Below are 22,578 nucleotides of genomic sequence, written 5' to 3'. Positions count from 1 at the left end.
TCTCGTTAAGTCTATTGGTTAAATGGGATTTTGATCACATTAAAAGAGTAAGGTTTTAACGCGATGTTTAATTTTTTGCCTTTTAGCTTAATCGTGCTTTTTTTTGGACTTACCGCCTCGGGATTTTCGAAAGAATTAACCTGAGTAAGGTTACTATTCGCTATTTCCTCATTAGTGGCCTTACTTTTCAGTTTCATTTTCCCTTCAAGATCAAAATCTATTTGCTGCGATTGACCGGAGTTATTGGCGATTTTAATAATGAGCTCTTTTTTTAGCTGATCGGTAACGGCAGAAGCGTAAAGCCCGTCCTGGCCAATAATGTTCTTATCGTCAAGCGTAATCGAAACCACATCGGTTCCCTTATTGGTAGAAAATTGTTTCTGAACATAATAATCCGGGGTACCATACGATTTTAAGTTATCTACCCAGATCATATCCGGAGCCCACTGCCAGGCATCAGCATGTGCGAAAAGCGGGGCATAAGATGCCATTTGTACCACATCGGCATTGCGTTCCAAGCCTGTCATCAACGAAGCCGATGCCAATGCGCTTTGCCAGTTGTTGCGGTTACTGCCCACAAAATTTTGATCTGCATGCACAGCGTATTCGCCTACAAAAACCTTCGATCCGTTTCTTGGATAGTTATCATAACGGCCGGCATTTTTTAAAAACCAATCGGCAGGGCGATAGTAGTGTTCGTCAATAAAATCGGCATGATTGCTCCTTAAGGTGGTGTTTAGCAAGTTAAAACGGTCGCCCTCCGGATCTGTTCCAGAGCTGTTGATGATTTTAAAATCGGGATATTTTGCTTTGATGGCTTTAGTAAAAATGGCAACCCTTTCTAAATACTGAGGTCCCCAGTTTTCGTTTCCTACGCCCATCATTTTAAGGTTAAAGGGTTTCGGATGACCTAAATCGGCCCGCATTTTGCCCCATTTGGTTGTCACATCGCCATTTGCAAATTCAATCAGATCTAAGGCATCTTGTACATAAGGGTCCAGTTCGTCAAGCGAAGCTACTTCAGCAGAGTTAAACTGGCAAGCCATACCGCAATTTAATATCGGCAATGCATCTGAGCCTATATCTTCAGCCAGTTGAAAATATTCGAAAAAGCCTAAACCGAAACTTTGAAAATAATCTGGTGCAGCGCGGTTTGCGAATTCTGTATTCCAGCGGTTGATAATCAGTTGCCTGTTTTCAATCGGGCCGATGGTTTTTTTCCATTGGTAGCGGTTGGCCAGGTCAGTTCCTTCTACAATGCATCCTCCCGGAAAACGGATAAAACCAGGTTTCATATCGGCCAATAACTGCACCATATCGGCCCTTAGTCCTTGCGGACGGTTTTTCCAGGTATCACCAGGGAAAAGACTAATCATATCCACATCGATATTTCCATTTCCCTGAAAAAGGATGGAGAATTTAGCTTTTGGATCGGTCTCGGTAGCGGTAAAACTTGCTGATTGTTTTTTCCATTCATTACCCGTTTGGTCAGGTATTAATGTTCCCTGTCCGATGATTTTATTGTTTGCATCTTTTAACATCAATACCAGTTTAACCCCTGGGGCTGATTGACGGTACATCAATGAAAAATCGTAGCGTAGTCCCTTTTTTACCCCAATACCTTTAAATCCTTCATTTACGAGCTCAAAATCGTCGGTTTGTTTTTTTATCTGTAAATATCTGGGATTGGCGGTATTTACCTCTTTGCGGTTTACCACCAATATTTCGCCTTCCTGCTGCTTTTTTCGCTGGATGGTCCAGCCCATTAATGGTTTGGTAAATTCGAAAGAGCGGTTTTTAATCAGTTCGGCATAAATACCACCATCAGCGCCAAAGTTAATATCCTCAAAAAAAACACCCCACATGTTCGGTTGCACTTTAGCAATACTTTGGTCTGTTTTAACTTTAATTACTTTAGCAGTTTGAGCCTGCACTTCTGTAGTGTATCCAATTCCGATGACAGCATATGCTATACATGCTGAAAAGATACTTTTTATAGGATAATTTAATTTCATATAGTTTATACTTGGAAGATTCTCCTGGTAAAAGTAAAATATTTAACATAATAAACGTTATATGAACATTTATTTTTTTGTTCTCCTATTATTTTGTTCATTAATTCTGCAATCTCCGCAACGGATAAATGAGATTGGTAACGGATACAGCAGGGGAGGTTGAAAAAGGGCTGGTGAATTAGCTTTTTGATTGATCACCGGAAATAATTATAGCAGATACCGGCAGATGATACTGTAACCTGTCTATTATGGCAAAAGGCGGGATACCACACTTTGTAACTAAAAAAGGTTGAAATACTAAAAAATACGCTATTTTAGTGCTAACCAAACCATCAAACGCACTTATGTTTAAATCAGTTTTCTCTTTCGAAGGCCGCATTCGTCGTACTGAATACGCCCTTTCCCGAATTATTTGCTTAATTTTTGTTGGCATCATTGCTGCAGCAGCAGAAGGTGAATCGGAAGCCTTTGGCATATTGATGTTGATTCCACTCTATATCCTGATTGCACAAAGTGCTAAACGGTGTCACGACAGAGGCAACTCCGGCTGGTGGATGCTCATTCCTTTTTATGGCTTTATTTTATTTTTCGGCCCCGGCGATTATGGTCCAAATGAATATGGCGATAATCCGAAAGGTGAAGGGAACGATCTCTATTATGGAACTGATTTTGACTCACAGTTGAGTACAGTGCCTGTAACGGCCAGTCAGCATCCGGGAGTAGAAGATCAAGGCAACTAATCATAATATTGCCGGTGTTCGCGATTACTAATTGCTACTTGATGATGACGTAATTGTTCGTTGTGATTTGCAACCGTGGCCGGATGGGCTTAGAATTTTTAATCCTTTTAAAATCCCAAAACAAACGTTTTTGCAGGTTTCAAAAAAAACTGCGGGGATTTACTTACCAATCCATTTTCAATAACGATACGCCCTGCCTGGGCAATACCAGCTCTATATTTTTTGAACTATTTTGCTTTACCGGTTTTCCAATCATTTTAAGCTGACCTGCTTTCTCTAATATGGCAATTTGCCTGGCGTCAGGATTTTGTGGAGAACCCATTTTTTTCCAAACTTCATATGCATTGCTGTTATATGCATCTACGCGGTATTCGGTGAATGTGATGGTTTTAACGGGTAGTTTTTTAAATATAACCCTTACCGAATCGGGGATGCCTGTTTTATCTTCGTCGTGGTAATTCCAGATCATCATTGCAGCTGTTCTTTCTGCTTTGGTGGCTAAAGCACCAACGTCTGTTTGCGGTTTTCTGATACTAGAATCCAAAATAGAGTTTAAATTGTACATGCGGTTGCTTGTGGTCTCCACGCGGTTCCCTTTCATTTGGCCAAACATCCTGAATATATTTAAAACTGGTTTATCTACGCCGTTAGTCGCTAAATCGCGAAAGCCTGCAAACCAGGGCTGGTTTTCAAATTCGAACGACCAGGTAACAGCCCCCAGAAGATTGATGTTATATTGGTCTGTAAGTTCATAAAGCCTGGCAAAAGAGGCTGCGGTGTAACTAGAATACATGGTGCCGTTGCGATAAGCATTTTCGGGATTGGTACTCATCCCACAGGCCGCACAGCCTTCGGGATCAGATTCGCCAATAATTACCGGGATATTTTTAAGCTGAGGGTATTTACTGATGATTTTATAATTACCATGAATATTACGGAGCTGTGCCCTTACATCCATCACTACTGTTCCATCAACTACCTTTGGCGAGCCTTTAGCATGGAAAAGCACGGCATCTAAGGGCGAACCGATTTTACCGGTTACGTAATTGGTGTCATTTAAGCAGTGCTGGATAAAGGCATCCAGATACTTTGTTCCACCACCTGTTACGTTGGCGCCTCCAATTTTTGCAGTAGGTAAGGCGCGTTTTAGTCCATCAGCTGCGTAATCATAAAGTTTAAAGAATTCGGACCGGGTACCTTTCCAATAAGCGCCATCGGGTTCATTCCATACTTCCCAGTACCAGCTTTCTACCTCAGCCTTACCATATCGTGCTACACAATGTTTAACCCATTCATATACCAGATTTCCCCATTTTTTTTATAGTCTTTTGGCGGGTAGGCCCAACCGGTTAAGATTTCATCGTAGCGTACGCCTGGTTTCCATTTATGCTGGTAGGGAAATGGTTTGGTAGATAGTGCCTCGGGCATAAAACCTATCTGTGCCAAAGGTTTCATTCCCCTTTTTACATAGGTATCAAAAATCTGGTCAACAATTTTCCAGTTATAAACCGGATTGCCCTGTGCATCTTCTGTGTAGGCGTTGGTTGATCCCCATTTTAAAGCGGGGGTGCCATCTCCGGAGGTGAGCAAATTGTGAGCACGAACATATACGGGAACCGGACTTAATTTTGAAATTTCAGTGAGCAATTTCTGGCCATCTTTCATATAGGTGTAATTTGGTTCATCATAACCAAACCAAGCCCATACAGGTTTCATAGGTGCTATATTCTTCTCGAAATTAATCTCAATGTTAGTTTTTGACTGAGCGTTTGCTGTGTAGTTAAAAACGGATAAACCAATGAAAAGGTAAACGTTTTTTAAGATGTTCATATGGCGTATTTTATAATGTCTGTTTGCGCACAGCATACATTCCTTGCATTTAAAATAAATAAAAAAAAATGATATTTTGACAGATCTCCAGAATAAATTTCAAAAATCAGTAATGATTTTTCCGCTATAAACCTAGCCTCAAAAGAAAAAAGGACAGACCATCCGGTACTGTCCTTACATCATTAACTAAAATTAAATTCAACGCTTTTATTCCTATCTGTTTTAGTGGAAAGCGTTTAAACCACTCACTAAGAATTTTTTGTAATTGGCTATTTCATAATCAGCACCTTGAGGTGGAGCCAGTATTGTTTCTGTTTTTGGGTCTAGCAATACATAAAACGGCTGCGAATTAGACTGAAATTTCCTGGCTTGCAAATCGCTCCATTTTTTGCCGATGGTGGTGAGCTTTCTCCCTTCGGGTGTAACCGTTACATCAGCAGGAGCCAGTTCTGTTTTATCATCCACATATAACTGGATTAATACATAATCATTGCTGAGCATTTTATATACATCCTGATCCGGCCAAACATTGGCTTCCATTTTTCTGCAGTTTACACAGGCATGGCCGGTAAAATCGATCATTACAGGTTTGTTCAGCTTTTTTGCAGCGGCCATACCTTCATCATAATCGAAATAGACATTCAGTTTCAACGGAGCATGAAATTTATCTGCATATTTATGCGGACCATCATTTGTTGCGGCCTGTTTTCCGGCTAGTAAACTGGTGGTATACAGATCAAAATCCTGGGTTTCCTGCGGTGGAAGAAAAGCAGAAATACTCCTTAATGGTGCACCCCACATGCCCGGGATTAAGTAAATGGTAAAAGCCAATACTATTGTGGCGAGAAAAAGCCTCGGCACGGAGATAAATGCCAGCGGACTATCATGCGAAAATTTTAGTTTACCTAAAAGATAAATGCCCATCATTCCGAAAATAACAATCCAAAGGCTTAGGAATATTTCGCGGTCAAACCATTCCCAGTGGTAGGCCAGATCTACATTGCTTAAGAATTTTAAGGCAAAAGCAAGTTCAAGAAACCCGAGCACAACTTTAACACTGTTTAACCAACCACCAGATTTTGGCAGTTTGTTCATGGCAGAGGGAAATAGTGCAAACAAGGCAAAAGGAATAGCCAGCGCCAATGAAAAGCCAAACATGCCAATTGCAGGACCTAATAAAGCGCCGGTTGTAGCCGCCTGTACCAATAGGGTACCTATAATCGGACCAGTACACGAGAAAGATACCAGGGCCAGCGTTCCGGCCATAAAAAATAGTCCTGCCATACCGCCTTTATCCGAATTGGCATCCATTTTATTTACCCATGAAGAGGGCAGGGTAATTTCGAAAGCACCTAAAAATGAAGCTGCGAAAGCAACAAGCAACAGGAAGAAAAAGAAATTAAATATCCCATTGGTAGATAAACTGTTTAAGGCATCTGCACCAAAAATTACGGTAACCAAAAGTCCAAGTACCACATAAATGAGTATAATGAAAAAACCATATAAGGCTGCCCGTTGAAAAGCTTTTCCTTTTTCTGAACCTTTAGTGAAAAAACTTACCGTAAGCGGCAACATGGGGAAGATGCATGGCATTAATAAGGCCGCTAAACCGCCGATAAAGCCTGCAATAAAAATGCCCCACAAGGTTTTGTGTTCTTCTTTTTGTGGTGCAGGGGTTTGTTTAACAGTGGTTGAAACCGCTGCTGTTTTAACAATTGTATCAGTTGCTTTAATGGTACTGTCAGACGCTTCAGGCTTAATCTCTGTAAACGTAAGGTCATCGGTACCAGCGCTGTCCTGTGCATATCCGTTTAAGGATATGGCACAAATGAACAGCAAACCGAGACATATTTTTTTAAAGGATATCATATGCTTGATTACAATATTATTTTACAGGAATACTAAAGTCGACCTGTTCTGGCGGCAAACATTGTTTATCATCGCATACCATAAATTCTACACTGCCTTTAACCGCTGCGGTTTTACCTTTCAACTTTATTTTTTGTTGAAAAACTACCGATTTTTCGAAGTAACTCACTTCCATTTTGAAAGTAGGTTCGAATTTGGTTATCGCTTTTGGTTCGATCGTTTTTCCAACCAAACTGTAAGCAGCAGCTGTTGGAAAAGTAAAGGTTGTTTTAACAGGGCCGCCATCTTTAACAAATTGAGAGTAGAGGTGCCAGCCCTGATCTATAGTGGCTTTAATAAAAACAGTAGCTGTATTTGGGCCGGTTTTTTTTGCCGCGTAACTCCAGGTTACGGGTTTTAAAATCTGGCTATATGCACAAAGGTTAATCAGGCATACGGCGCATAATAAAAAGATGATTTTTTTCATGTTGTGGTTATTGCTTTTGGTGGTTAGTTTAATCTGCTAAAGGCCTGGTAATCCAGAAAATCTACTTCAGGGGTAATATATCCTGTTTTAATAGGTTCTGTTTTCATTAGATCGGTACTTAAATATTTTTTGTTACTATCCGAAAAGATGGTCACTACACAGCTGTCGATTCCCATTTTTTGCTGTTGTTTGATGGCACCAATTACATTGGCTCCCGAAGATATACCTACAGCTAAACCAAGTTTCTCTGCTAGTTTTTGCGCCATGAGTATGGCATCGCCATCGTTTACCTGTACCACTTCATCCAGTTCGCTCAGTTTCACAATTTCAGGAATGAACTCATCAGAAATGCCCTGAATTCTATGACTGCCAACTTTATAACCCGTGGTTAGCGTAGGTGATTCTGCAGGCTCAAGCGGGTGGATTTTAATATCAGCATTTTGCTTTCTTAAAAAATTACCTACACCCATAATGGTTCCTCCGGTACCTACACCGGCAACAAAAGCATCGGGCGATATATTTTTCAATTGTAATTGTCCCCAGATTTCCTTTCCTGTGGTCTGTTCGTGTGCTTCGGGATTGGCGATGTTTTCGAACTGTTTTGGTAAAAAGACATTCGGATCTTTTGCGGCCATTTCTTCTGCAAGTTTAATGCTACCGATAAATCCGCCTTCTTCTTTGCTTACCAGAATAATTTCAGCACCTAAACTTTTAATAATATCCATGCGCTCTTTGCTGAGCCAGTTAGGCATAATAATGGTTACCGGATGGCCCAGAGCTTTACCGATTGCGGCAAATGCTATCCCGGTGTTGCCACTGGTCGCCTCAACTATACGGTCGCCGGCTTTGATTTTACCTTCCGCATAAGCTTTTTTCAAGGTATAAAGCGCCATCCTGTCTTTAATACTGCCAGTTAGGTTATAGTGTTCACATTTAACATAGATTTTACCCATACTCCCGCGGTAAGTATAAGTAAGCTCCAGCATTGGGGTATTGCCAATCAGGAGTGATAAATGTTCAAATTTTCCCATTTTGGAAGCTGTTAATTCATTTGCTGTTAATACTTTCATGGATATTTTTTAAATCAATTAAAGAAAATTTTTAATTAATTAAATTCCGGTAAAACTCAGTATTATTCTTGTTTGTGTCAATACAATCTATTTTTTTCAGAAATTTTATGTTTTTTTTAGTTATTATTGATTTTAATTTCAGTTTAGGTTGAATTTTTTAGTGTCCATTATATTTTTTTTCATTCCCAAGCATATATGATTCAAGGAGATTTAGATCAGGTTGACATCGAAATATTAAAATTATTGCAACATGATGCCGCTTTAACCCATAAGGAGATCTCGTTAAAGCTGCATAAATCGATAGCAACCATACACGAACGTATCAGGAGATTAAAGGAACAGGGTTATATTAAAAGAATAGTGGCCATTCTTGACCGGAAAAAAATCAACAGAAACCTGATTGCTTTCTCGCATGTACTGCTAAAAGAGCATACTGCTAAAACGCTGATCGAATTCGAAACCGAAGTATCCAAGTTTGGCGAAGTAATGGAATGTCTGCAAATGACAGGCGCCCATGATTTTATTCTCCGTATTGCCACCAAAGATATGGATGCTTACCACGAGTTTTTACGGAATAAATTGGCTACACTGCCCAATATAACAACCGTTCAGAGCTACTTTGTACTTTCTGAACCGAAGAGTGAAACTGCTTATCCATTGTAAGAGAGGTTTATTGATCATTAGTTAGTTGGCCAATTGTCATTGGTTTAAGGAAATCTGATACCTTTGAGTCGATTGATTACCTAGTAGAATTTGAGGTTGCGGATGTCCTCAATAAAACGTCATTGCGAGGAGGAACGACGAAGCAATCTTTCATGCTAGCAATCCTTGCTGTAAAGATTGCTTTCCCGAAAAGCCCTATCGTGTGGACATATCTTTTTTAATAATAATTTTTTTGGCGTTTTGCAGGCTTCCGCAAATAACACATTGTTTTAACCGAAGAACGTCGTCAATCCCAAGGGCCGGAGAAATCAAAAAAACAGTTGCAGAAAATAACAAATAGTACTACCAAACCTAAAACGCAGTGGTTTTGTGTTCATAGATGCGAATTAAATGATGAGAAATATATTGAACACAAAACGAAGTGCCGTTGTTTTTTTGATGTGAGTATGGCCGTGTAATAGGCCCATTGCTGGATTGACAAAGCGCTTTGGGTACTTTGGCGCTCCAAAGTACCATGCCACCGCGGCATAGAGCGAAGATAAATCCAATATTTATATCCAATGATATTTTTTTTGATATTAAAGCTTCTTAAGATGCTGAAATAAATTCAGCATGACGATCGCCATAATAATACTTGCTAAAAAATAATCACTAATATAAATTTGTGTACGCGATGCGAAAAATCGGGGTGGCTATCGGCTGAAAAAGCCTTCTTTTAAGGATGACCATTCTGTTAATTATTGAACCTTTTTAAATTGAAAGCCGTGGCACTAATAATAATGATAGTTAACAGTGACACCGAAAGCATATTCATCCATATTGTCGGAGCCTTTTGCCGATTATATTTTTCGAGTTTATAATCTTTAATATCAGTATCGTTAACTGATTGATTAAGAAAAATGGCCGGATAAAAATGTAATCGGATCTGCTCGTGGTATTTTCTGACCGCCTGTTGAAACCAGAGATGTGTATCGAGATCTGTTCCTGCTATTTTATTTACCCCAAGCTGCGTTTGTATAGTGGGAAAGAAAAAAGCAACAATATTGGTGAAATACTGCCTGCTGGCCAATTTCTTTTCGATAGCCAACCTACTTGCCACTGCCTGGTCATCGCCCATTTGCTGCATGGCGTAATACCAATACCAGCTAAAGGTTTTCTTTTCTGGAAAAGGATATTTTTTTAATTGCGGATAATGTTTAAAAAAGGGTTTCATGGTTACATCTTTAGCCATATCCCATTTTTCATGGTAGCCTTCGCGTTGGTTAATTACATTTTGCAAAGCCTCTGGTACCGGATATTTACGCGTTAGGAAAAGATTAAAAGATGCCGGAATTACAATGCAGAGCAATACCCACATGGCTATCAGTGCGGATGCATTAAAATTAGATGATTTACCCAGAGAGATGAAGAAAAAGGAAATGGCGAACCAAAAAGTAAGATAGATTAAAACGAGTACGGTAACCGAAAGGAAGGTTAAATCTTGAGGCAATGCCAGGTAAAGCATCGCTACCAATAACAGCAATAATGCCACACTAAAAATCACCACCACCCTGACCAAAAACTTTTGCCGGATAACTTGAAAAGATTGGTTGGTTTGCGCCCTTAAGAGCGACCAAATACCACTTTCCTTTTGTGCTGAAAGGAGATTGTAGGTAAAGGCAATAATGACCAGTGGAAACAAAAAGATATAAACGAAACTCAAATCCATATTGCCCAAAAGCAGGCTAAAAGGATTATTGATATCGGTATCATAAAGCTGGCCTTCGAGGCCTAGCATGGTTACCGAAATTAAATATGGATTGATATCACGCTGTCCATTGGCAAAGGCCGCCCAGTGATCAGGAGCGTTTGCCAGCGTAAACTTATGATGGAAAAATAACAGACCAATATCATTGCCAAAATGATCAATATTGGTAAGGGTGTTTTTCTTTTGCAATGTGGCTGCTTTTTCAATTACAGCCTGTTGCCTGGCGATGAAGGTTTTGCCAAAATACAGGCCTGCAAAACCTGTTATCAGGAGCACAAAGATCCCAATCCAGGAAGAACTGCTTCTAAAAAACAATTTAAATTCAAGGTGATATCTATTTTTTTTCATGCGTAATGTCATATCGTTTTAATCCATCTGTTTGAATACTGAAGCAACATAACCGTAATCATTAACCAAAAGGTTAAGGCACTTAACGCCAATAGCTCATTCGTCAAAACAGTATCTAATTTTTTGAAATGGTAGTTGAAATCGGGTTGTTGTGCCCAGTTGGACTTACTAATGGCTAATGGTTTTTCTTCATCCCCGGGTTTAATGTTGCTGATCTTTTCAATCTGCAGCTTATTCATCTTTTGAGCAAGTTGATAACGATAGGTTTCTGCCTGATGCTGAAAATCGACGAAGGTATTAAAATCAGAGGCGGTTAAGGCCATCGAAATATTTTTCAGTGATAAATATGGGTTTAAGAAACCCGTAACTGTAGTCACGCTGTTCTGTTTTTCAAAAATTCTGTTCAGTTCATCTTGATGTTTGCTGTAAATTTTTGAGGTAATCTTTTCACCCTCGGCCATAATATAACCCCCATAGTTAAAAGGGAGTTTTTTAACATCATCAACCGCGTAAGCTTTCAGTAGCGAATCTTTAATGGCTGCATAATGTGGGTCGTTAGGATCATGGCTATCTCCCTGCCGGTGAACTTCTGTAGCAATGGCATCTGTAAATTCTATTTTAGAAGGTGAAGGATGGATCTTTACACCCACCGCCTGGGTTATGCGTGGCATTATGACCATAAAAAATATCCAGCAGGCCAATAAGGTAATTAAGGCCGATTTAGAACTGCGGGCAAAGGCTGAAACCAAAACCGTAATGGCCGACATGATGAAAAAATAGATGGCATAAGTTAAAACCAGGAGTAACAGGCGTAAGGCAGAATCCGTACTGATTTGCCAATGACTTAATGATGCCCATAACAAGATGGTCAGCAGTATGAGTGGGATAAATATGGATAGGCAAATGCCGATAATACCCAGGGTTTTGCCCCAAAGGAGTTGTTTCCAGCTTACATCCTGGCATAACAGGATTTTTAAGGTACCCGATTCACGTTCAGCCGATATACTGTTATACCCCAAAAAGAAAATGAGCAAGGGTACCAACAGTTGTAATACCATGGCTACACTGATCTCGCCAAACCTTAACATCCCGTTCGTAAATCCTGCTTCACTAAAATTGACGGTGTTCTGTTTATGTGCCTCTAAAAAAATCGATACCCCCGCAAAACTTTCTATGCCGAAATCAAAAAAACTGAGTTCATGTTTTTCGCGAAAGGCAAGGTAGCCATAATGCGCCATCCTATGGGGATGTTTATCTGGTTTGGCTAGCCATTGCGCCCTGACCAGCGCTTTATAATGGAGCCGTTGATGATTTTGCGTTTTAAAGTTTTGCCAACCCACATAGGTAGCCAAACAGAGCGATAAACCCAATAAAATGGTAAGGGCTAAGGTGGCGCTATTGTTAAAGGCGGCTTTAAAAGTTTGTTTTGCAATAGTGTTTATTCTACCTGACATTATATTCTATAGGTTACATTAAACATTACATTTCTTGGCGTGCCCGGGAATAGGCGTAGGTAGTTTTGTGCACCTACCCAATAGGTTTTATTGAAGATGTTGTTCGCGTTTAAGGCCAGCTGTACCTTAGCGCCTGGGGGCGAATAATAAACTGCTGCATCAATAAGGGTATAGGCCGGTAGTGTAAAATCCCTGATGTACAAGGGAAGTTTAGTGCCGCTATATTGTAAACCTGCACCTAAGCCAAGACCTTTCAGTTGTTGAGCTTCAAAATTATAACGTGTCCATAAACCGGCGCTGTGTTTTGGCGTGTTCTGTACGCGCTGACCAACTAAAGCCGGGTCGAAATCATCCATAATAATGGCATCTATATAACTGTAACCAGCGTTAAACTGCCAGTTAGGTCTGACGAAACCTGAAGCTTCGAATTCGAAGCCGCGACTGCGCTGTGCGCCACGTTCAATTAAACGGTTCACATCCAAAGGGTCGTTTGCATTCATCAGGAGGTTTTTCTGGTTAATTTCGAAAACCGAAACATTAACCATTAAACTTTTATTCAACCATTCTGATTTTGCACCAATCTCTTTTAAGTCGCTAGTTAAGGGTTTAAAGTTAGCGCCTGCAGGTGGTGGCACAATAACCAGGGTTGAAGTATTGCCCTGTGGTTGGTAGCCCTGTAAATAAGTTCCATACAGGTTGATGTTGGAGGTTGCCGCATAGGTTAGCCCAACCCTCGGCAAAAGCTTCTGCTGATCTATCTTCTTTTGAGTAGCCAGTTCGTAATTGCTGTAATCTTCGTACCACTCCTGTCTCAGGCCCAGGGTTAAGGTAAGTTTATCGTATTTGATCTGATCCTGAAAATAAACGGCATTAACTAAATTATAGGCCGGTGGGATTTCAGTTTTGGTAAAAATATAATCGCTTAAATTTTTGATCGTATAACTGGGGTTGGCAAGGTTAAAATGCTCAACATTAGGTACAGGTGCATTCACCCCATTTACCAATTTAAATAAATAGAGGTCTTTTTTTGTTGGATCATATCTGCTGGCAATGGTACCATCTTTTAGCCGGTAACCCTGTGCCGCATTTTCGCCGCCACCACGCAGTTTCTGGGTATTGATCCGATCGTAGCCGATGACCATTTTATGGTTTAAACTAAACGTATTGGCATTGATACTGAAATAGGTGCTTAAATTATCGGTACGCCACTTTTGCTGCCGTTGAACTGCCCGCATGGCTGCCAGGGTAGGGATAGGTTGATTATTTTCATCAACACCAAAAGCATTGGTGGTACGATGTTCCAAAAGATCTTCGTTCCAGTTTTGCTTCATGTAAGCCACATTAAATACAATATCCTGGTTAAAACGGTGAGAAAAATTGGTCATCAGCATTAAATCCTGACTGTTAAAACGATCATTACTGGCACCCATGTTAAAATTAATCGGTGTGCTTTTTAAATCAGTTTGCCCGGCAATGGCGCCAAAAATCGCCTGGCCACGGTCTAATCTCGAATTGCTGTTGTTTACCACCACCTCTACATTTAAACTGGTACGGTCATTCGGGATGTACGAAAAGGAAGGCGCAATCAGGTAACCTTTTCTGTATTGCAGGTCTCTGAAACTTTTGCTGTCTTCATATCCAAGGTTAAGCCGGTAAAGCAATGTTTTATCCGTATTTAACGGGCCAGTAAAATCTAATGCTCCGCGTACTGTACTAAAACTTCCGGCCGAGATACTGATTTCCTTGCGGTCTTCCTCCAAAGGCTTTTTAGTGACCAGGTTAATACTTCCGCCCGGGTCTACGCTAGAAAACGTGGCACTTGCCGGACCTTTTATGACTTCTATTCGTTCCAGATTGTTGGTTAACGGTTGGTTGAAATAAAACTGACGGGTACGCATACCGTTGATAATAGCGCCTTCTTCATTTTGGTTAATTCCCCTGATGGAGAATTGGTTATAGTAGCTGCTTTGCGATACACTCGTTACGTTTTTGATGGCATCAGCTAGTACAGCTGCCTGCCTGTCGGCAATTAACTCTTTCGAAACAGAAGAAATAGCCTGCGGAATATCTTTATTTAAAGTGGCCGTTTTTGTGGCTGAGAAGGAGTAATTTCCATAATATTTCTTGCTGTTCGTACCTACAACTTCAACAGTTTGTAGTTCTTCATTCGAAAGTTGCAATACAATGGCATCAAGGTTAAAGTCAGCTGTTTGATTGATAAGGTATGTGCGGCTAAAACTGCTGTAGCCAACGGCACTAACAGTAACAGCGTAATTGGCTGTTTTAGGTAAAACAAGCGTGAAAATTCCTAGCGAATCACTCATCGTATTCAACGGATCTTTGCCATTTTTAAATTTAATGGTGGCCTTGTAAATGCCTTGATCCTGCGCATTCACCACCTTTCCGCTTACCTTGATCTGTGCAATGGCCTGCAGGTTAAAAATATTGAGCAAAAAGAGCAAGCCAATTGTAACGGCACCAGAAAGTGCCTTATATTTTGGGTACATGAAATGGATTTGGTTTTATTATATGGTTTGTAAGTATAGTTCCTGCAGGTCGGTTGCATTAATCTCACTTGCTTTAAGGGTATGGATCAATTCGCCCTGTTTCATGATGCCAATGTATGAGCCTACATTTACAGCGTTAAAAATGTCGTGCGTAGCCATTAAGATGGATTTACCTTCGGCAGCCAATTGTTTAACCAATTGGGTAAACTCTGCCGTTGCTTTCGGATCTAGACCACTCGTTGGCTCATCCATTAAAATAATTTTCGCGTTTTTAGCCAGGGCAATCGCAATACCTACTTTTTGGCGCATCCCCTTGCTAAAACCAGACAGATGCTTGTGGTGAGCCGATTCTTGTAAACCACATTGACTTAAAAAGTTGGTTAAACTTTTGGTGGCATAATTGAAACCTGCCAGTTTCGAAAAGTAATCGAGGTTTTCTATGGCCGAAAGGTTACCATAAAGCATCACCACCTCAGGTATGTAGGCGAGGTGTTTGCGTCGCTCTTGATCGTGTGCATCCAGCTCTTTCCCGTCGATTAAAATTTGACCGGCGCTTGGTTCGATAAAACCAAGTAATAAATTAATGGTAGTCGTTTTTCCAGCGCCATTTTGCCCCAAAAGACAAAATACTTCGCCAGCGTTAACGGTTAAATTAAGTTGTTTTAGAGCTTGGTAAGCCCCGTAATTTTTGGATAATGAAATCGCTTGAAGCATAAAAAAGAAAGTAATATAGGTGCATGCCGGGCACAGCTGCACATGAAGCAAAATAAATTTGTCGGATAAATAAAGTAAACCTGGTTTTGAGATCAGGCCATTAAGTCTGGCGGCCCTTTATTGCTGAAAGATAATATATAAGCAACAGGTTGCTTCATCAGGTAAGCACAAGGTTTTATACCTGGTTTATTTATTGGTAATAGAAATGCAAGCGGTACGGGGCGATCGAAAAAGTGCGATTGGTGTTTCAGTACTTCGCAGAGTTTACATTTTAACTTTGCCGAAACCAGTTGTGCATTGTATTTTGAATACGATGTATGGTGCGGTGTATCTTTCGCAGTGTGGTGGTGCAGACTTTCTATCAGCGTTGCATTCAGAAAAACCCCCAATAACAATATCGCCCATATGCGGGTAAAAATTTCTCGTCGGTATGTGTACTTTGAATGCTTCAATGCAACAAAGTTACATTTAAAAAATTAAAATCAAATCTTTTAATAGGATTGGTTATAAGATTGATGTTTAAATACTTGTAATCAGGATACTAAAATGGAACTATGGCGGTAGTGTTAAAATAAAAAAGGTTCGTGCAGATACGACCCATGGCTATGAAAATTTCTCCGTGCCAATCCGTGTTTCCGTGGCAAAAATAATTCGGATATTGCGGTGTCAGATGTTTCCATCTGACGCGGAAAAAATGTTGTATTGATATAGCTAGTTGTTGGGTATAAAGCTTAATCATTTAGGTTTTAGGAAAGCAATACCAGTAGTGCTTCTGTTAGGTAAGCCCCGCCCTTTGCTTAATCCCGGTAGATCAAACAGTAAATAAAATAATAATTAAACCGGGATAACGCTGCCGGTCGGGTTTAGTTAACTCTGGTTTTTCATTTCATCGACCCCTGTGTTTATTCTGATCGCTTAGATGTTCTGTGAGGACACAGACCACGGTGGTGTTTAAAATGAAAATGGTTTGTGCAGATACGAACCATGGCAATGGCAATAGTAAAATTCTCCGTGCCATCCGTGTTTCCGTGGCAAAATATATGCAACTTAAGATCTGTGGTGTCAGATGTTATACCGTCTGATACGTCAATACTTGATATCACTTAAAACCCGAAGCGAAAAAAAGATCAATAAAGCACCTTATATATTACTCAATACTTCAACTTAACTTTAAGTTAACATGAGCACTCTTTCTTTGTCCCATATTGCCTGATGCAGTTGTTTTTAACATGATTAAACCCCTTATTGTAATTGTACTTTTTCTTCTTTTCATTTCCAATGCATACGCCGGTGAAGACAGATTCGAATCGATTATTGCGCTGAATCAAAAAGATCCGACTTTGGCCCTGGCCCGGTTAAAAAAAATATATGCTAAAGCTATAGATGATAATGATGAACTTTTGGAAGGCAAATGTTTGCAGCAAATGGGGAAGATTTGTTATACACAAGGCCATTTTAGTCAATCTTTAGAATTCTTTTTAAAAGCCGATAAAATATTCGGAAATACCAATCAACCGCTGTTAATGGCCGCTAACCTTAACGATGCAGGTGTGCTTTACTATTATATGAAGCAGAAAGATAAGGCCATGAATAGCTATCGTAAAGCCATTAACCTTTATAAAAGATTGAATAATTTAAACGGGCAGGTAACGGTATTGGGTAATATTGGGCAGCTGTATGAAAAAAGACAGCTTTACGATAGTGCGTTTTATTATCAAAAACTGGCTTTAAAAATAAACGAAAAGCTTAACAATAAAAGCGAAGCTGCCAAAATACACGAAAACCTGGGGAGTATCTATGAAGATCTGGAGCGTTACGATTCTGCTTATGTGCACTTTAAACAGTCTCTTGATTTATATCAGAAAGATCATAATAAGCTGGGGAGTATTGAAGTCATCAACAACCTGGGCGATATTTTGCGTAAAACCGGCCGGTATAAGGAAAGTATTCTGCAAACTGAAACTGCACTAAAACTTGCCGAAAAGATGGGGAATATTTATCAGTTAAGCTCCTGCTGCAGAGACCTGGGCAAGGCGTATGAGTTATTGAATAATATGGATAGTGCCTATCACTATGTAAAACTAGGTTATAAATACACTATCGATCTGTATTCGGTAGATGGCGCCAGGCAGGCAGCATTTTTGCAGGTGCTTTACGATATCAATAAAAAATCGGATGAGATTATTAAACTGAAAAACGACCGGAAGGTAAACCGGATTATTGCCTTTTCTGCTACCATTGTGGTGATCTTGGTAGTTGTTTTGGGTTTTGTTATTTTCAGCAGGCAAGGTTTAAAGTTAAAAGATCAACAGATGCTGGCAAGGCAGAAGGAGATAGAACACGATATAACCAGCCTCGAACTCAAAAATCTCCAGCTCGAAGAACAAAATCTGAAACAGTTGCTGGAGGTTAAAAGCAGGGAATTATCTACCCATACTTTAAACCTGATTAAGCATAACCAGTTTTTGGAAAACCTGAGAAGTACCTTACAAGCGATGGTGAAAGAGGATAAACGCGATCAGAAAAAGCAGATGAACCAGATTCTGACCGAGATTAACCAGAGTTTTAACCACGAACGCAACTGGAAAGAATTTACTTTGGCTTTCGAACAGGTACACCATCAATTTCTTGAAAGCCTGAAAAAATATAGTCATGAGCTTACCTCAGCAGATATGCGCCTAATTGCACTGTTAAAAATGAACCTCGACTCGGGCGACATGGCCACCTTACTAGGCATATCTACCGATAGCTTAAGGGTATCTAGATATCGGCTAAGGAAAAAGCTGAATCTGGCTCAAGGCGATAATTTATCCGCATTTATCCAGGCATTATAACCGTTACATCAGCTTTAGTATTCTGCTCGTTTCTAATGCTTTTAAGTGCTTAACAATTTGTTAATGTAACGGTAATAAAAGCATAACGGCGTTTTTATTGTTATTTAATTTGTTGATAGTCATAGTTTTATGGTTTTATGTTGCCTTTTGATATATGCTTGTTGTAACGCTGTTGCCTTTATGTAACCCTCAATATTTCCTGGTGTAATCTGGTGTATACATCTTTGCCACGTCGATAATAAAAAGACATGACCAAACACAATGAATAAATCATTACAAATTCTGTTTTTACTTCTTTTTTGTGCAGGCACAGCAAATGCCACAAAACTGAAAGGCCACGTTTACGATAAGCAAACTGGCGAGGCCATTGTTGGTGCAACAGTGGTTTTAGAAAACCCAAGACGTGTAACCAATACCGGATTAGATGGTACTTTCGAATTTAAGGATGTAAAAGTAGGTACTGCAAAAATTAGTGTAAGTTACATTACCTACAGAACCATCGAAAAAACCTTTATGATCCTGAAGGAAGATAACGATCATTTAAAGTTTTACATGGAGAGTGATTCGAAAAGTCTTGATGATATCACCATTAAATCGAATGCGGTGAGCTCTACCGATCAGGGGGCAAGACGTTTAGAAAAAAATGCGCCGCAGCTGATGAATATCGTATCAGGCCGGGCGATTGAAATTTCACCGGATTTAACGGTAGCCAATGTGATGCAGCGCATTTCTGGTGTGTCTATAGAGCGCAATAGCAATGGCGATGGGCAGTATGCGATATTGAGGGGTATGGATAAACGCTATAACTATACTTTGGTAAATGGCGTGAAAATCCCAAGTCCGGATAATAAATACCGTTACGTTCCGCTCGATCTTTTTCCTGCTGATTTGCTCGATCGTTTAGAGGTTTATAAAACCCTTACCCCAAATTTAGAGGGTGATGCGATTGGAGGAGCGATTAATATGGTAATGAAAAATGCACCAGGCCAAATGCAGGTAAATGCCAACGTTTCTACCGGTTATAGCCAACTGTTTTTCGATCGTAAGTTTACCAGTTACAATGCTTCCGGTATTAATTATAAATCGCCTTACGAATTAAACGGGAAAAACTATAGTGCTACGCAGAACGATTTTACCAAAGGAACGCTTGATTATAAATATAAAAATCCTGCACCTAATTTAATCGGAAGTTTATCGTTAAGTAGGCGCTTTTTAGATAATAGATTAGGCGTAGTGTTGGCTGGTAGTTATCAAAATACCTATCGCGGTAGCAACAGTACGTTTTACAATAATTCGGTTGTTGGTACAGATGCTTATGCCACCATTACCAGTAAAAGTTATCGCGAATTTTCTGAGCAACAGCAGCGTACAGGTTTGCATGCGAAGATAGATTATGTTTTCAACAAAGACCATCAGATCAGTTTCTACAATGTGTATGTTAACCTGAAAAATCAACAGGTTAGGGATGCGGTAACCACCACTTATAACAAGGATTATGATCCAACAGCAGGAAATGCACAATTGGTTTTCGATACCCGAAGCCGTTTAACGGAGCAGCAGATTTACAATTCTACGCTGCACGGCGACCATCAGTTTTTTAATGATAAATTTAAGGTAAAGTGGTCGGCTGTTTATTCTTCTGCCAAAAATGACGTACCCGAAAATACCAGTATCAGTCTGAATGGGTTGGAGCAGAATTTTCAGCGCAAACGCACCAGTTTAGTCAATACCAATCCGGTTACGCGCAGATGGGAACGCAATACCGACGAGGACTTGGCTGCTTACCTTGATTTGACCTACCATGTTTTAGAGGGCGAGCATAAACTGGATGTTATGGCTGGAGGTTTATACCGGGATAAACAAAGAAGCAGCTTCTTTAATAACTACAATATGGCTCAGGGGGCAGATCATGCAAATGATATTTACGGTGTAAATTTCCAAAATTACACCGACCTGAATCTGGTAGTCAGCAACCCAACAGGTGCAGTAGCCAATTCCCTTACCTACGATGCAACTGAGCAAACCGCTTCCGGTTATGGAATGTTTAAATATACTTCAGCTAAACTCGAAGTAATTGGTGGTGCAAGAGTAGAGCATACCAATCAGGGCTATAATCTTCTTTTTCCGGCAGGAGAATCTTTTCCAAAAGGAAACCAGATTTATACCGATGTATTACCAAGTTTAACTGCAAAATATTTTTTAACAGAAAAAGCACAGTTACATGCATCTTACTATAAGGCCCTTAACCGTCCTGGGTTTTACGAAATTGTACCTGGAAAAGTGGTAAATGAAGAATTTCAGGAACGTGGTAACCCTAACCTGCAACGCGCACTGGCCGATAACTTCGACTTAAGGTATGAACTTTTTCCCGGCGCTTCAGAGCAATTATTGGTTGGTGCTTTCTATAAAAGGATAAAAAACCCAATTGAATATACTTTTCAGGCTGATGCCGTTCGCGGTCAGGATATTTATTATAGTCCGGGAAACTTTGGTACCGCCAATAACTACGGAGCAGAGGTAGATTATATTAAATATTTCAGTAAAATAGGTGTAAAGGCCAATTATACCTATACCCATTCGCGTATTAACACCACTAAAACCACCAGGGTGATCAATAGCACTACCGGAGATACCGAGCCTGCCAATGTAAACCAGGAGCGGCCGCTTTATGGTCAGTCAGCACACATTGCTAACCTGTCGTTATTGTTTAAAGACACTAAAAAAGGCTGGGACGCTCAGGTGGCAGGTGCCTATACCGGACCACGTATCAACACCGTTTCACAGTTTTTAAATAACGATTTGTGGCAGAAGGGATTTGTACAGGTAGATGCCTCTGCAGAGAAACGTTTTAAAGGTGGCATCAGTGTTTTTGTGAAAGCCAACAACATTTTAAACACCCCAACAAAACTATTTATAAAAGGTACAAATCCGGCAAATAACGATATTAAAGAAGATTTGGTTAAAAACGGAAATACCTTGATCAGGAGCGATTATTATGGCCAGAATTATCTTCTTGGCTTTAGGTATAAATTTAATTAATAGCATTTAAAGAAAAAAAGACATGAAATCAAACCAGATTTTTAAATTATTAATCCTTGTTGTGCTGGCCTTGGCGGGATGTGAAAAAGCCAATATAGATGTGGATACCACAGCTGTTGATGGCTCGGCAATTGGTGAGGTTTCAGGGGTTTGGGCAAAAGGCAGTACGCAGGTTATTAAAGGCGACATTGTGATCCCGGAAGGCAAAACGCTGACCATTGAAGAGGGGGTAACGGTGCTGATGGATACGGTTACGAAACCAGAAATTGTGATAAAAGGCAATCTGTATGCACTTGGAACTGCAGAAAATCCGATCAGGTTTACGGTAAATGAATTTTATAAAACCGCATCAAAAAAATTCGGAAAGCTTTGGGGTGGTATTTTGGCCGGCCCAACTTGCGATGAACTGGTGCTTGATCATGTAATCCTCGAATATGCGGGTTCGACCACTTCAGATGCTTCGACATCGGTTAAAATGGGACTTTATAAAGCCAAAGCCGGAGAAAACTTACCTGCACTCTGGTTTGCCAATGCCAATGGCAAATTAGTCGTTCAGAATAGTATTTTCAGAAACCTCCAGGAAGATTGTACCTACATTGAAGGTGGTAAGATTATTTTTGCCAATAATGTGTTTTATACCACGGGTGTAACCGGGGGAGAAGCCATGAACTTTAAATCAGGCTGTTTAGCCGATATAGCCTATAATTTAGTTTATAGCACCAATACCAATGCCTTAAAATTATCGAATACCGGTGATAAAACACCGCAAACCTATATTATCGCGTATAACAATACCATGGTGAATACCGGCTGGAGAAGACCAACTGCAAAGGGTGGATCAATCTGGTTGGAAAGTACGGTACGTGCCGACCTGTATAATAATCTTTTTGCCAATACCCGTTTTGGGGTAAAAAGGGACCCGAAAAAACCAGAAGATAGCCGTTCTGCTTATAGCAATAACTGGTATTATGGTTTTGATCAGGCTACTGTAAATCAGTTTCAGCCAACTGGTGATATTGTGGGCGGTAAAAACGATGTGATCAATAATGTTGCCGGTGCAAATGATCCTAAATTTGTAAATTATCCTTTAAACACAGCGGTTACCAATGCCGATTTCAATACCGCATGGGATTTTCATCTTCAAGGTAATTCACCGGCTTTGGGTAAAGGCATCACCAACTTTAAACGTCATCACCAAGCTGGAATTACAATGAAAAATGGTATCACCTATAGCTCACCTTCACCATCTACATTTGTGGGTGCATACGGAACTAAAATATAA

At 40.1% G+C, this 22,578-nt stretch carries 16 protein-coding genes; 5 read left to right on the top strand and 11 right to left on the bottom strand.

Annotation, left to right across the window (positions count from 1 at the left end; genetic code table 11):
- Positions 1-11: 11 nt before the first annotated feature.
- On the bottom strand, positions 12-2,015 hold the full coding sequence (locus ABEG20_RS11255) for an alpha-L-arabinofuranosidase C-terminal domain-containing protein (RefSeq protein WP_406823442.1): 2,004 nt from the start codon (positions 2,013-2,015) through the stop codon (positions 12-14).
- Positions 2,016-2,359: 344 nt separating this feature from the next.
- On the opposite strand from ABEG20_RS11255, the gene ABEG20_RS11250 reads away from it, so the two are divergent.
- Positions 2,360-2,755 carry a DUF805 domain-containing protein gene (locus ABEG20_RS11250; protein WP_406823441.1) on the top strand — a complete coding sequence of 132 codons (396 nt, stop codon included), beginning with the start codon at positions 2,360-2,362 and terminating at the stop codon, positions 2,753-2,755.
- Positions 2,756-2,918: 163 nt separating this feature from the next.
- Here ABEG20_RS11250 and ABEG20_RS11245 read toward each other — a convergent pair whose 3' ends face one another.
- The 5 genes from ABEG20_RS11245 to ABEG20_RS11225 all read right to left on the bottom strand — a co-directional run bounded on the left by ABEG20_RS11245 (position 2,919) and on the right by ABEG20_RS11225 (position 7,990).
- A complete protein-coding gene (locus ABEG20_RS11245) occupies positions 2,919-4,058 on the bottom strand; it encodes a GH39 family glycosyl hydrolase (protein WP_406827393.1) in 1,140 nt (379 codons plus the stop codon).
- Positions 4,028-4,585, bottom strand: coding sequence for a GH39 family glycosyl hydrolase (locus tag ABEG20_RS11240; RefSeq protein ID WP_406823440.1), 558 nt, complete (start codon positions 4,583-4,585; stop codon positions 4,028-4,030). Before ABEG20_RS11240 ends, ABEG20_RS11245 begins: the two co-directional genes overlap by 31 nt.
- A 222-nt stretch (positions 4,586-4,807) precedes the next feature.
- On the bottom strand, positions 4,808-6,454 hold the full coding sequence (locus tag ABEG20_RS11235) for a protein-disulfide reductase DsbD family protein (RefSeq protein WP_406823439.1): 1,647 nt from the start codon (positions 6,452-6,454) through the stop codon (positions 4,808-4,810).
- 16 nt (positions 6,455-6,470) lie between these two features.
- Positions 6,471-6,920: a protein-disulfide reductase DsbD domain-containing protein gene (locus tag ABEG20_RS11230; protein WP_406823438.1), complete on the bottom strand. Its 450-nt coding sequence runs from the start codon at positions 6,918-6,920 to the stop codon at positions 6,471-6,473.
- Between the two features lie 23 nt (positions 6,921-6,943).
- Entirely contained in the window at positions 6,944-7,990 is a 1,047-nt protein-coding gene (locus tag ABEG20_RS11225; protein WP_406823437.1) for a PLP-dependent cysteine synthase family protein, read from the bottom strand.
- Between the two features lie 195 nt (positions 7,991-8,185).
- Between ABEG20_RS11225 and ABEG20_RS11220 the strand changes: the two genes are divergently transcribed.
- Positions 8,186-8,653 (top strand): Lrp/AsnC family transcriptional regulator, encoded by a 468-nt coding sequence (locus tag ABEG20_RS11220; RefSeq protein WP_406823436.1) that lies wholly within the window; start codon positions 8,186-8,188, stop codon positions 8,651-8,653.
- A 733-nt stretch (positions 8,654-9,386) separates the two neighbouring features.
- Here ABEG20_RS11220 and ABEG20_RS11215 read toward each other — a convergent pair.
- From ABEG20_RS11215 to ABEG20_RS11195, 5 genes are all read right to left on the bottom strand, one after another.
- Entirely contained in the window at positions 9,387-10,748 is a 1,362-nt protein-coding gene (locus ABEG20_RS11215) for a DUF3526 domain-containing protein (RefSeq protein WP_406823435.1), read from the bottom strand.
- Between the two features lie 8 nt (positions 10,749-10,756).
- Positions 10,757-12,202: an ABC transporter permease gene (locus ABEG20_RS11210; protein WP_406823434.1), complete on the bottom strand. Its 1,446-nt coding sequence runs from the start codon at positions 12,200-12,202 to the stop codon at positions 10,757-10,759.
- A complete protein-coding gene (locus ABEG20_RS11205; RefSeq protein ID WP_406823433.1) occupies positions 12,202-14,709 on the bottom strand; it encodes a TonB-dependent siderophore receptor in 2,508 nt (835 codons plus the stop codon). Before ABEG20_RS11205 ends, ABEG20_RS11210 begins: the two co-directional genes overlap by 1 nt.
- A gap of 18 nt (positions 14,710-14,727) precedes the next feature.
- Positions 14,728-15,423, bottom strand: a complete 696-nt coding sequence (locus ABEG20_RS11200; protein ID WP_406823432.1) for an ABC transporter ATP-binding protein — start codon at positions 15,421-15,423, stop codon at positions 14,728-14,730.
- Between the two features lie 92 nt (positions 15,424-15,515).
- The gene (locus ABEG20_RS11195) at positions 15,516-15,875 is read right to left on the bottom strand and encodes a hypothetical protein (RefSeq protein WP_406823431.1); all 360 of its coding nucleotides are present in this window, start codon (positions 15,873-15,875) and stop codon (positions 15,516-15,518) included.
- Between the two features lie 777 nt (positions 15,876-16,652).
- Between ABEG20_RS11195 and ABEG20_RS11190 the strand changes: the two genes are divergently transcribed.
- The 3 genes from ABEG20_RS11190 (at position 16,653) to ABEG20_RS11180 (ending at position 22,578) form a co-directional block, all read left to right on the top strand.
- Positions 16,653-18,257 (top strand): tetratricopeptide repeat protein, encoded by a 1,605-nt coding sequence (locus ABEG20_RS11190; RefSeq protein WP_406823430.1) that lies wholly within the window; start codon positions 16,653-16,655, stop codon positions 18,255-18,257.
- A 261-nt stretch (positions 18,258-18,518) separates the two neighbouring features.
- Complete coding sequence (locus tag ABEG20_RS11185) at positions 18,519-21,296, top strand: TonB-dependent receptor domain-containing protein (protein ID WP_406823429.1); 2,778 nt, start codon at positions 18,519-18,521, stop codon at positions 21,294-21,296.
- Positions 21,297-21,318: 22 nt separating this feature from the next.
- Entirely contained in the window at positions 21,319-22,578 is a 1,260-nt protein-coding gene (locus ABEG20_RS11180; RefSeq protein WP_406823428.1) for a right-handed parallel beta-helix repeat-containing protein, read from the top strand.

Origin of the sequence: Pedobacter sp. KACC 23697, from assembly GCF_045348445.1 — a bacterium.
Taxonomy (GTDB): Bacteria; Bacteroidota; Bacteroidia; order Sphingobacteriales; family Sphingobacteriaceae; genus Pedobacter.
Note: the sequence above shows the minus strand (reverse complement) of the source record. Positions and strands in the feature narration are given on the sequence as shown.